Annotated in this window: 10 protein-coding genes, 1 tRNA gene, 2 rRNA genes and 1 other RNA gene; 6 read left to right on the top strand and 8 right to left on the bottom strand. The window is 26.6% G+C overall.

All coding sequences use genetic code 11. The features are described 5' to 3' along the window. The 3 genes from ACTP5B_RS03125 to cspE form a co-directional block, all read left to right on the top strand. Positions 1-588 (top strand): 23S ribosomal RNA (locus ACTP5B_RS03125); the annotation flags it as partial. 102 nt (positions 589-690) lie between these two features. Next, positions 691-806: ribosomal RNA gene (gene rrf, locus ACTP5B_RS03120) — 5S ribosomal RNA — on the top strand. Positions 807-1,103: 297 nt separating this feature from the next. After that, positions 1,104-1,313, top strand: coding sequence for a transcription antiterminator/RNA stability regulator CspE (gene cspE / locus ACTP5B_RS03115; RefSeq protein WP_009874442.1), 210 nt, complete (start codon positions 1,104-1,106; stop codon positions 1,311-1,313). A gap of 134 nt (positions 1,314-1,447) precedes the next feature. Here the strand turns inward: cspE and ybeD are convergent, their stop codons facing one another. Further along, entirely contained in the window at positions 1,448-1,711 is a 264-nt protein-coding gene (gene ybeD, locus ACTP5B_RS03110) for a DUF493 family protein YbeD (RefSeq protein WP_464829917.1), read from the bottom strand. A 232-nt stretch (positions 1,712-1,943) separates the two neighbouring features. Between ybeD and cysS the strand changes: the two genes are divergently transcribed. Next, positions 1,944-3,338: a cysteine--tRNA ligase gene (gene cysS, locus ACTP5B_RS03105; protein ID WP_464829916.1), complete on the top strand. Its 1,395-nt coding sequence runs from the start codon at positions 1,944-1,946 to the stop codon at positions 3,336-3,338. Here the strand turns inward: cysS and folD are convergent. After that, complete coding sequence (folD, locus tag ACTP5B_RS03100) at positions 3,335-4,192, bottom strand: bifunctional methylenetetrahydrofolate dehydrogenase/methenyltetrahydrofolate cyclohydrolase FolD (protein WP_464829914.1); 858 nt, start codon at positions 4,190-4,192, stop codon at positions 3,335-3,337. The genes cysS and folD overlap by 4 nt on opposite strands. A gap of 143 nt (positions 4,193-4,335) precedes the next feature. Here folD and ACTP5B_RS03095 point away from each other — a divergent pair. Continuing rightward, positions 4,336-4,409: transfer RNA gene (locus ACTP5B_RS03095), tRNA-Arg, on the top strand. A 7-nt stretch (positions 4,410-4,416) separates the two neighbouring features. Here ACTP5B_RS03095 and adk read toward each other — a convergent pair. The 4 genes from adk to dnaX all read right to left on the bottom strand — a co-directional run bounded on the left by adk (position 4,417) and on the right by dnaX (position 8,989). Then, positions 4,417-5,064: an adenylate kinase gene (gene adk / locus ACTP5B_RS03090; protein ID WP_464829913.1), complete on the bottom strand. Its 648-nt coding sequence runs from the start codon at positions 5,062-5,064 to the stop codon at positions 4,417-4,419. A 71-nt stretch (positions 5,065-5,135) separates the two neighbouring features. Then, positions 5,136-7,004 carry a molecular chaperone HtpG gene (gene htpG / locus ACTP5B_RS03085; RefSeq protein WP_464829919.1) on the bottom strand — a complete coding sequence of 623 codons (1,869 nt, stop codon included), beginning with the start codon at positions 7,002-7,004 and terminating at the stop codon, positions 5,136-5,138. A 161-nt stretch (positions 7,005-7,165) separates the two neighbouring features. After that, complete coding sequence (locus ACTP5B_RS03080; RefSeq protein WP_464829912.1) at positions 7,166-7,495, bottom strand: YbaB/EbfC family nucleoid-associated protein; 330 nt, start codon at positions 7,493-7,495, stop codon at positions 7,166-7,168. Between the two features lie 405 nt (positions 7,496-7,900). Beyond that, positions 7,901-8,989 (bottom strand): DNA polymerase III subunit gamma/tau, encoded by a 1,089-nt coding sequence (gene dnaX / locus ACTP5B_RS03075; protein WP_464829910.1) that lies wholly within the window; start codon positions 8,987-8,989, stop codon positions 7,901-7,903. 193 nt (positions 8,990-9,182) lie between these two features. Here dnaX and ffs point away from each other — a divergent pair. Next, positions 9,183-9,279, top strand: an RNA gene (gene ffs, locus ACTP5B_RS03070) — signal recognition particle sRNA small type. A 4-nt stretch (positions 9,280-9,283) separates the two neighbouring features. Here the strand turns inward: ffs and ACTP5B_RS03065 are convergent. Next, a complete protein-coding gene (locus ACTP5B_RS03065) occupies positions 9,284-11,026 on the bottom strand; it encodes a SmdB family multidrug efflux ABC transporter permease/ATP-binding protein (protein ID WP_464829908.1) in 1,743 nt (580 codons plus the stop codon). Positions 11,027-11,049: 23 nt separating this feature from the next. Next, on the bottom strand, positions 11,050-11,831 hold a 782-nt coding region (locus ACTP5B_RS03060), incomplete at its 5' end, for an ATP-binding cassette domain-containing protein (RefSeq protein WP_464829906.1).

Raw genomic sequence — 11,831 nt, 5'->3', positions numbered from 1 at the left:
GGTTAGTGCAATGGCATAAGCTAGCTTGACTGCGAGAGTGACGGCTCGAGCAGGTGCGAAAGCAGGTCTTAGTGATCCGGTGGTTCTGAATGGAAGGGCCATCGCTCAACGGATAAAAGGTACTCCGGGGATAACAGGCTGATACCGCCCAAGAGTTCATATCGACGGCGGTGTTTGGCACCTCGATGTCGGCTCATCACATCCTGGGGCTGAAGCAGGTCCCAAGGGTATGGCTGTTCGCCATTTAAAGTGGTACGCGAGCTGGGTTTAGAACGTCGTGAGACAGTTCGGTCCCTATCTGCCGTGGGCGCTGGAAGATTGAGGGGGGCTGCTTCTAGTACGAGAGGACCGAAGTGGACGCATCACTGGTGTTCGGGTTGTCATGCCAATGGCATTGCCCGGTAGCTAAATGCGGAAAAGATAAGCGCTGAACGCATATAAGCACGAAACTTGCCCCAAGATAAGTCTTCCCTGAAACAGAAATGTTTACTGAAGGGACGTTGAAGACTACGACGTTGATAGGCTAGATGTGTAAGCATAGCAATATGTTGAGCTAACTAGTACTAATGACCCAAGAGGCTTAACCTTGCAACACCAGAGGTGTTTTTAAAATAAATTTAATAAAAATCTTGTTTTTACTGAATTCATTAATTTTTAAAAGTATTTTAAAAATAAAAATTTATTAAAATGCCTGGTAAAAATAGTGTAGTGGTACCACCTGAATCCATTCCGAACTCAGAAGTGAAACGCTATAACGCCAATGGTATTACGGGGTCTCCCCGTGTGAGAGTAGGTCAAATCCAGGCATAAAAAAACCCGAAATTTTTTCGGGTTTTTTTATATTTAAAATTAATTATTCTTTAAAATATATTACTATTTTATATTATAAATAGTATAGTATTTAAAAAATATAAAAATTTTTTATTAAGATTTATATAAATGTTTTTAAAAACAAATTACTTTCTAGCTAACAATAGATTTACATGTTAATCTATTGAGAATTTAAATTTTTTATATTAAAATTTTAAATTATAAAATAATTAAAAAAGTTATTGATTAATTTTTTTTCAATTTAGTATATTTTTTCATGTAAGGTAATATAGATGTCCAAGATTAAAGGTAATGTTAAGTGGTTTAATGAATCTAAAGGTTTTGGTTTCATTACTCCAGAAGATGGAAGTAAAGATGTATTTGTTCATTTTTCAGCTATACAAAGCAATGGATTTAAAACTTTAGCAGAAGGTCAAAGCGTTGAGTTTGAAATTACTGAGGGTGCGAAAGGACCATCTGCTGCTAATGTTATTAGTTTATAAATTGATTTAACTTTTTAATATAAATACAAAACATGTTCTTATAGTACGGCTCTTTAATGGGGCTGTACTACATGAGTATAAAAATTCTTATATGTATTTTAAATTTTTCAGAGAACCATTCTAACTATATTTTTTCAGAGAACCATTCTAACTATATTGATTTTACTAATCTCATGGTATAAAATTTCAATTTGCTCAAAATTTTTAGCACATATTGTAATTGAAACAGAAAGATAGTTGCCTCTGTTACTGGATTTTACTTGAGGTGTATAATCTCCAGGAATTTGAATTTGAATGACTTTTATTATTTGATCAATAAGTTCAGGTTGTGCTAATCCAATAATCTTATAAGTAAAAAAACAAGGGAATTTTAACATTTCTCGTAATTGTATATTCATTATTAGTCCCCTATTTTTTTGAAAATATATAATCTTTTTAAGATTTTAATTTTTAATTATATATTTTATAATTAATTTTAAATTTTTATAAATAATTTTTTAACTTTTTTTGAAATTTTATATGGTAAATATTTTTTATAAAAAATAATTTGATTAGTTTAACATATTGGTAATATAGAAAATAATATATTTTATATTATTTTATTTGAATATATTTTATAGGAAATAAATCATGTTAAAAATTTTTAATACGTTAACTAAAAAAAAAGAAATTTTTAAGCCTATTAAAAAAAATCAAATTAATTTGTATGTATGTGGTGCAACTGTATATGATTTTTGTCATATTGGACACGGACGTACTTTTGTAGTATTTGATATGATAGTTCGTTACTTACGTTTATCTGGTTTTCAAGTAAAATATATTCGGAATATTACTGATATAGATGATAAAATTATTTTAAAATCAGTCAAAGAAAAAATTAATATTAATTCTCTTACTACCTTTATGATAAAAGAAATGCATAAAGATTTTAAGTCTTTAGGTATTGTTCCTCCTGACGAAGAGCCTCGTATTACAGATTATGTTTATAACATTATCGAAATAATTAAAAAGTTAATAATAAAAAAACATGCATATATAAACCAAAATGGTGACGTTGTTTTTTCTGTAGATAGCGATCCTAATTATGGAACTTTATCTCGTCAATCTTTGATATTATTGAAATCCGGATTACGTGTTCCTGTTAATAAAATGAAAAAAAATCCTTTGGATTTTATACTCTGGAAAGTTTCTAATCAAGCAGAATACTCTTGGAATTCTCCATGGGGACAAGGACGACCTGGTTGGCACATCGAATGCAGTGCTATAAATAGCGTTTTTTTTAATGATTCTATAGATATTCATGGAGGTGGTTCTGATCTTCTTTTTCCTCATCATGAAAACGAAAGAGCTCAATCTATATGTTTTAATAATAAATCAATAATAAATTTTTGGATGCATACTGGGATGGTGATCATAAATAATCAAAAAATGTCTAAGTCTTTAGGAAATGTTCACTTTTTGAGAAATATTTTAAAAGATTGGAATCCTGAAGTGTTACGTTATTTTTTTCTTTCAACACATTATCGTCATCCTATTTACTATTGTGAAAAAAAATTAAATCAAGCATGTATTTCATTAGAATATTTATATACAACATTATACAATACTGATCCTTGTTTTAATAACGAAGAGGGTGTTAATTTTGAGTCTGAATTTTATAACGCCATGAATGATGATTTTAATACTCCTAAAGTATTTTCTATTTTTTGTAAAATAGCACGTCGAATTAATTTTTTTAAAAATCAAGATATGTTAAAAGCTAATAAATTTGCTTTTAGATTAAAACGTTTAGCTAATAATTTAGGATTCTTAACGCAAAATCCAGAAGATTTCTTACAAAAAAAAAGTACATTAAATTCATATAAATTAAGAAAAATTGAATTATTGATAGAAAAAAGAAACGTTGCAAGAAAATTAAAATTATGGAAAAAAGCAGATAACATCAGAGAGAAATTAGCATCTTTAGATATAATATTAGAAGATTTACCTAATAAAACAATATGGCGTAAATATAAAAAAATTTAACAGTCGTGATATTTTTCACAGGCTTCTAATGTGTTTTGTAGCAATGTAGCTACTGTCATAGGTCCGACTCCTCCAGGTACAGGAGTAATATAAGATGCTCTTAAACATGCATTTTCGAAATCTACATCACCTACTATTTGTCCATTTTTTAATCTATTAATTCCAACATCTATAACTATAGAACCATTCTTTATCCAATTACCTTTTAAAAACCTTGGTTTTCCAACTGCCACAATTAATAAATCAGCATTGCTTACATGATTTTTTAAATTTTTAGTAAAGCGATGTGTCACAGTAGTTGTACATCCTGCCAATAATAATTCTAAACTCATGGGTCTTCCGACTATATTAGAGGCTCCAACCATTACTGCATGTAACCCGTGAGTTTTTATTTTTTTGTATTTTAACATTGTAATTATTCCTTTAGGTGTACATGCTCGTAGTCTGGGAGTTCTTTGACATAAAGAACCGGTGTTATATGGATGAAACCCATCTACATCTTTCTCGGGAATAATGCTACTTAAAATTTTTACTTGGTTTATCTGTTTAGGTAATGGCAATTGTATTAAAATTCCATCTATATTTTTATTCTCATTTAATTCAGAAATGAGATTTAATATTTCTATTTCATTGACATTATCAGGAAAATTCCAACATTCTGAAAAAAAACCAACATTTTTACATGCTATTTGTTTTTTATGAACATAAATTTGAGAAGGAATATTGTTCCCGACTAAAATCATAGCTAATCCAGGTATTTTTTCCCCATTATTTCTTCTTTTTTTTACTTTTTTTAAAATATTTAATTGTATTTTTTTTGCTATTTTATTGCCATCTATAATTATTGCAGACATTAGTAAGTGACTCTATTATTTTTGTATATATAAAAATGTTATTATAATATAGGTTAGTATTATTAAATATAACAATATTAATATTAATTTAGTTGCATATATATTGTATTAATGTTAAATTTTAATCTGATTATACATTTTATGCGTTCTTAGCTCAGTTGGATAGAGCAACGGCCTTCTAAGCCGTAGGTCACAGGTTCAAATCCTGTAGAACGCACAGAAAATCACTTACTTAAAATTTTTTCTATTTCTTCTTGTATATGAGATAATGTATTTATGGCATTAATTTTAACAAACTTTACATTACCTGCTATTTTTTCATGCATGTAGTATTCAATTAATGGATGATGCACTTTTTTATATTCATTCAATCTATTTTTAACGCTTTCCTCCCTATCATCTTCTCTTGTAATTAATGATTCTCCAGTTATATCATCTTTGTTTTTATGCTTTGGAGGATTCCATTTTACATGATAAATACGTCCTGATTGAATATGTATTCGTCTACCTGATATCCGTTCTAATATAGATTTAAATGGCATTACAAATTCTATGACGTAATCTATTTTTATGTTATTTTTTGACAGGTATAAAGCTTGTTCGATAGTTCTCGGGAATCCATCTAATAAAAAACCATTTATACAGTCTTTTTTTTTAATTCTCTCTTTAACTAAATTACATACAATTTCATTAGAAACTAGCTTTCCTTCTTCTATAATTTTTTTAATACTTAGCCCTATTTTATTTTTAGAAGAAATACTTTCTCGTAGTATGTCGCCTGTAGATATTTGAGGGATTTTATATTTTTGAGCAATAATTCTTCCTTGTGTTCCCTTTCCTGTTCCAGGTGCACCTAATAAAATAATATGCATAATGATTTCTTTTTTATGTATTAGTTGATCTTAAGATTACTACTATATGATAGTAGTAATCATATTTCTTATTATTTAATAAGTAATTTATTCATTCTAGCTATGAATTTATGTGGGTTTTCTAGATTACCTTTTTCAGCTAATAACGCTTGATCTAGTAACAATTTAATCCATTCGTTAAGTTCTTTTTCATTTTTCATTAAGCATATTTTTTTTATTAAAATATGTTCAGGATTAATTTCAAAAATATATTTTAATTCTGGAACAGGTTGTCCTGCTGCAGAAAAAAGTTTAGCCATTTGTGTAGTCATTTCGGCAGAATCACTAAGTAGAACACAAGGTGTTTCTGTTAATCGATTAGTTAATCTAACATCTTTTATTTTTTCTCCTAATATTTTTTTTACTGTTTTTAAAAATTCAATCATTTCTGTTGAAACTTCATTATTTTTTATTTTTTTTTCTTTTGTTATCTTATTTAGTGATGAATCCTCTTTACTAATAGATTGAAATTTTTTACCTCTAAATTCAGTAAGATAATTCATCATCCATTCATCAATACGATCGGATAATAGTAAAACATCAATATTATTTTTTTTAAAAAATTCTAAATGTGGGCTATTTTTTGCAGATGAATAACTATCTGCAGTAATATAATATATTTTTTCTTGTTTTTCATTCATGTTAGATACATATTCTGTTAAAGACATATTTTGTTCAGAACTATTATTTTTAATAGATGAAAAACGTAATAAATCAGCAATTTTATCTAAATTTTGATGATCTTCTGCTGGTCCTTCTTTTAGAATAAGTCCGAATTGTTTCCAAAAAATTTGATATTTTTCAGCAGTATTTTGTGCCAGCTTGTCTAACATACTTAAAGATCTTTTTATCAGTGCTTTTCTTAATTTTTCTGTAATAGAATTATCTTGTAATATTTCTCTGGAAATATTTAAAGGCAAATCACTAGAATCTATTAATCCTCTTATAAAACGTAAATAATTAGGCAGAAAAGCTTGTGAATTGTCCATGATATAGACACGTTTTACATATAATTTTAAACCATGTTTATTATCTCGATTCCAGATATCCCAAGCTGCTTTTTCAGGAACATATAACAAACTAATATATTCTTGATTTCCTTCTACACGATTATGACTCCAAATAAGTGGATCGTTTTGATCATGAGTAAGATGTTTATAAAAATCTTTATAATCTTTGTCAGTAATAGAAGTTTTTTTTAGTGTCCATAATGCTTTAGCTTTATTAATTTGTTCCCAAAAATATGTTTTGTTTTTTTCATCATAATTTTGTATGTGTATCGGAACAGTAATATGATCAGAGTACTTACTAATTATATTCTTAATGCGCCATATTTCTAAAAATTCTTCTTCTTCTTTTTTTAAAAATAAAGTAATTTCAGTTCCTCTAGTTTTTTTTGTAATATCTGTAACATTATATTCCCCTTCTCCTGATGATTCCCATAAAGTCCCTTCGTTAGATTGTGCACCGGCAAATCTAGTTCTAACTGAAACTTTTTCAGATACAATAAAAGATGAATAAAAACCAACTCCAAACTCTCCAATTAATTCGTTTTTTTTGTTTTCTTTTTTTTCCAGAGATTCAAGAAACGATTTTGTTCCTGATTTAGCAATTGTACCAAGATTTTCAATGGCATCTTGTTTAGTCATGCCTATGCCATTATCACTAATTGTTATTGTTCTTTGTGCTTTGTTAACAGATATTTGAATTTTTACATTACTATCATTTTCGTATAAATGTGGTAATGATATAGACTCAAACCTTAATTTATCTATTGCATCTGATGAATTAGATATTAGTTCTCTTAAAAAGATTTCTTTATTAGAATACAGTGAATGAATCATTAAATGTAATAATTGTTTTACTTCTGATTGAAATTTATAAACTTCTTTATTTTTTATTTTCATTCATATATCTCTTCTTACATTAAAATAAAATTGATTTATCAAAAAATAAAAATTATTTTCTAAAAAAAATACTTTTCTAAAAAAAATACTTTAAAAAATTTATAATTATTCATTAATATCACATTTCTATTTTTTATTATTTTAAAATTTTATTTTTAAACAGGTAGATTGAAACCATTTGGTAGCTGCATTCCTGTAGATATAGCTGACATTTTCTTTTTTTGAACTTCAGATATTCTTCTTGTTGCATCATTGAATGCAGCAGCTGCTAAGTCTTCTAGCATATCTTTATCATCTTGAAGCAAACTAGGATCTACTTCGACTCGTCTGCAATTATGCGCTCCATTAATAGTTACTTTGACTAATCCAGCTCCTGCTTCTCCTGTAACTTCCATTTGGGCTATTTCTTCTTGTATTTTTGCCATTTTTTCTTGCATTTGTTGTGCTTGTTTCATTAAGTTACCTAAACCACCTTTAGTAAACATATTTGTCGATCTCTCTGTTTGGAATATAAAAATAATATTTTTTATCTTTTATTGTTTTTTAAGAAGACGAATATTGTTTGTTTAAATTCTATATTAAAAATTTTTTTAATGTTTCAATATTATATTTTTTTAAATAATCAGTATTCTCTTAATATTTATCATTTATATTTTTAAAGAAATTATTCACTAAGAATTAATGTATATAAATCATTTTTTTATAATCAATAAAATTTTTTATTTTCATATAAATTTATTTTTTAAATTTATATATAGATTTTATTTTAATAAATATTTTTTAATTATTTTTTCTTTAATATATTTTTTTATTTTTAAATATTTTATTTCTAATATTAAATTATATAATTTATTTTTTTAAATATTAAAATTTTTTTAAAATTAATTTTTTTATATAATAGAAGTAACAGCACGTAATAAAGACATTTCTACTCCTATTTTTTGAGTTGGCGCAAATTTCAGTTCTTTTCTACCATTTAATAATATTTGATAACATAATTGAACATTTTTTTTATTAACATTTTTTGATAATTCTTCAATGCGATATTTATATTTTTCTGTAAAAAATTTTTTCCATATTAATGGAAAGTCTTGTGATAGAGAAACATGATATAAAAAACGTAACATTTCTATTAAAACTTCTTCCCATTCTACTCCTATATGACTGATTTTATTCAACAATAACATTATTTTTTTTGAATCTTTTTTTAAAACTGCATCAGTTAATAAAAAAGCATATTTTTCAGGTAGCACACCTAATATTTCTGTTATATTTTTTATATCAACACGACCGTTACCGAGATTTATAGCATGTTCTAGTAAATTAAGTCCATCTCGTATGCTACCTTTAGCATGATGAGAAATTTTTTTTAAAAAATATTCATCAGCATCAATAGATTCTTTATTTAAAATATATTTTAAAAAGTTAAAAATATTTTCTTCGGAAATAATTTTTAACTTAAAACATAAACAACGAGAAATAATAGTTTTAGGAATTCGATCTATATCTGTTGTTGCTAAAATAAATTTAACATGTGTAGGAGGTTCTTCAAGCGTTTTAAGCAGCGCGTTAAAACTATGACGTGACAGCATATGAACTTCATCAATTAAATATACTTTAAAACGGCTTTTAGTGGGAGAGTAGTAAATGTTATCCAAAATTTCTCGCATATCTTCTACTTTAGTACGAGAGGCTCCATCTATTTCAAGTACGTCTAAACATAATCCTTTTTCTATTTCTTGACAAATAATACATTTTCTACAAGGATTTGATGTGATACCCTTTTGACAATTTAAACTTTTAGCTAGTAAGCGAGCAATTGTAGTTTTTCCAATTCCCCTACTGCCAGATAATAACCATGAATGATGAATGCGACCAAGAGATAATCCATTAGATATAGCAGTTACAATATGTTTTTGACCGATTACATCTTCGAAATTTTGCGGACGCCATTTTCGCGCTAATATTTGATAGTTCATATATTTTTTTAATATTTTATTGAAAGACAGTTATGCTACTAATATTCATTATATTATGAAAGTGTTCTTCTTTATTTTATAAATATTTTTATAATTTATAATTTAAATATAAATATTAGTTGTAAATTTTAAATTTGATATATAGAATAGGAATTCTGAATTTTTTATTATTAAAATTTAAAACAGAGTTTTCTGTTAGCTCCAAACACTGTAAAATTGAATAACTTGGTCAGATTCGGAAGAAAGCAGCCATATCAGTTAATACAGGTGTTCTGATACAGCTAACAGAAACTCTTACATTTTAGATGATTGATACTTGTACATTTTCCAATAGAAATTTTTTTTATTCAATAATTGATTATGTTTACCAATTTCAACAACTTTCCCTTTTTTTAGAACTACAATTAAATCTGCTTCAATAATAGTCGAAAGTCTGTGTGCAATTACTATTAATGTGCAATTTTTTCGTATTTCTAATAATGTTTTTTGAATGATTTGTTCTGTGCCAGAGTCAATATTAGCAGTAGCTTCATCTAATATAAGTACTTTAGGATATGCAACTAGTATTCTAGCAATAGCTAATAATTGTTTTTGACCTACAGATAAATTGTTACCTTCTTCTCCTAAAAGAGAATAAATTCCTTTTGGCATAGATTTTACTAGATATGAAAGACGAACTGTATCTAATATTTTCCAAACTTTTTCTTCAGAAATTTTTCTGCCTAATGTAATGTTATAAAGAACAGTATCTGAGAGAATTATAGGTTCTTGTTGTACCATTAATACATTTTTTCTTAAAACACAATGATTTATTGAATCAATAGATTTGTTATCCAAGTATATCTTTCCATTTTTTATAGGATAGTATCCCATTAATAAATTTGCTAAAGTGCTTTTTCCGCTACCCGTTTGTCCTACAAGCGCAACAAAACTTTTAGAAAGAATATCGATATTAATATTTTTTAATATATTTTTTTTGGATTGAGTATAGTCAAAGCTAACATTTTTAATATTTATTTTTCCACTTTTTAATACATTATTAATTTTTCCATATTTTTGTTGTGGTGAATCTATCAGTGAAAATATTCTTTCTCCTGCAACAATAGATTGTTGTAGTACTGATTGCTGAATAGTAATAGCAATTAGAGGTTCGTTTAGTCGACCAAGATAAGTAATAAATGCATATAGTATACCGACTTCAAACGCTTCAATAGGGAAAAAACTAAATAAAAATATAAAATTACATAATATTATAGCAGATAATAAGCTAAGTAATGGTCTTAATAGAAAACCATCTAATCTTAATATTTTCATACGTGCTAAATAGTGTAAATCGCTACTTTTTTTTATTTTTTCTTTAAATCTGTATTGTTGACGGAATTGTTGAATTACATTCATTCCGTTAATATTTTCATTGAATTTATTATTAATATCAGCTAAGTAGTATCTTACTTTTCGTAAAAGTGGAGTGCTATAGTACTGATACACTAACATGAGTAAAGTAACTAATGGTAGAATAAACAAAGCTATAATTGCCATATGCCATTCAAGACTAAACATAGCAAATAATATAATAAAAATTAATATTATGCTACGAAACAATGTAGGTGCAACTGTATCATATAATTCTTTAACTGCTTCAGTATCATTTGTGACTTTTGAAATCATTTGTCCAATAGGTTGCGAATCAAAAACACTAATTGGTTGTCGTAAAGCAGCATACATAACGTCTTGACGTAGTTTATTAATACTTTTTACTGCTATTTCATTAAATAAAATACTTTGAAAATAATTAAGAAAAACTGATAATATTTGTAATATTATAAACAACATAATTATACTTAATATGATGAATAAATGTAATTGATGTTTAGATAAACAATTATTAATGAAATAACTTATTAAAATTGGCCCTAAAACCTCTGATATTGATCCACTTAAAAGTAAAAAAGATGCTAAAATTAATTTTTTTTTGTAAGGTTTTACATAAACTAGTAATCGTTTTAAAATGGGCCAGAATTCAATTAAATGATTCATATTATAAATTTTTCACCTATTTTTTAGTTATCCTCAAGTTCTGTTTCTAATTGTTGATAATAAGACATAGATCTATACCAATTTTCTTCTTTAATTAATTTCATATGATTGCCTCTTTGTATGATAGAGCCATTTTTGATTACTATAATTTCGTCTGAATTAATTAATGCAGATAGACGGTGTGCTGTAATAATTAATGAGTGTTCTTTTTTTTTCCATTTTTTAATATTTTTTAAAATATTATTTTCAGTTTGCGCATCAACTGCAGAAAGTGCATCATCTAATATTAATATTTCTGGATTTAATAATAATGCACGTGCTATACAAATACGCTGTTTTTGACCACCAGATAACATTACACCACGTTCTCCGACTTGAGTTTCATACCTTTCAGGTAAATAGAGAATGTCTTTATGTATATCAGCTAATTTTGCTACTTTTTCGATTTCTTTTTGAGATGCATTATTTTTTCCTAAAGAAATGTTATTTGCTATAGTTTCTGAAAATAAAAAAGAAGTTTGATTTACAACTGCAATTCGTTTTCTCCAATCATCAATTTTTAGATCTAATAATGATAAATTATGATAGACTATTTCTTTTTTATCAAAATTAAATTGTCTTTGAATAAGTTTTAATAAAGTGCTTTTTCCGGATCCTGTAGGACCGCAAATACCTAGAATATTTCCTGGTGGAAGAATAATATTTATATTTTTCAAAGATGCCAATTGATTATTCGGATAATAAAATTGATCGATGTTAATATTTAATGTGCCAGGAGATAACGGGATGGTTTTATTTCCATCTT

Source organism: Buchnera sp. (in: enterobacteria), from assembly GCF_056343165.1.
Note: the sequence above shows the minus strand (reverse complement) of the source record. Positions and strands in the feature narration are given on the sequence as shown.

What these genes read in the sequence shown, in the direction of transcription:
- ACTP5B_RS03065 (WP_464829908.1), bottom strand. Translation starts at nt 11,026, where the DNA reads ATGAATCATTTAATTGAATTCTGGCCCATTTTAAAACGATTACTAGTT.
- cysS (WP_464829916.1), top strand. Translation starts at nt 1,944, where the DNA reads ATGTTAAAAATTTTTAATACGTTAACTAAAAAAAAAGAAATTTTTAAG.
- ACTP5B_RS03080 (WP_464829912.1), bottom strand. Translation starts at nt 7,495, where the DNA reads ATGTTTACTAAAGGTGGTTTAGGTAACTTAATGAAACAAGCACAACAA.
- dnaX (WP_464829910.1), bottom strand. Translation starts at nt 8,989, where the DNA reads ATGAACTATCAAATATTAGCGCGAAAATGGCGTCCGCAAAATTTCGAA.
- ybeD (WP_464829917.1), bottom strand. Translation starts at nt 1,711, where the DNA reads ATGAATATACAATTACGAGAAATGTTAAAATTCCCTTGTTTTTTTACT.
- folD (WP_464829914.1), bottom strand. Translation starts at nt 4,192, where the DNA reads ATGTCTGCAATAATTATAGATGGCAATAAAATAGCAAAAAAAATACAA.
- adk (WP_464829913.1), bottom strand. Translation starts at nt 5,064, where the DNA reads ATGCATATTATTTTATTAGGTGCACCTGGAACAGGAAAGGGAACACAA.
- cspE (WP_009874442.1), top strand. Translation starts at nt 1,104, where the DNA reads ATGTCCAAGATTAAAGGTAATGTTAAGTGGTTTAATGAATCTAAAGGT.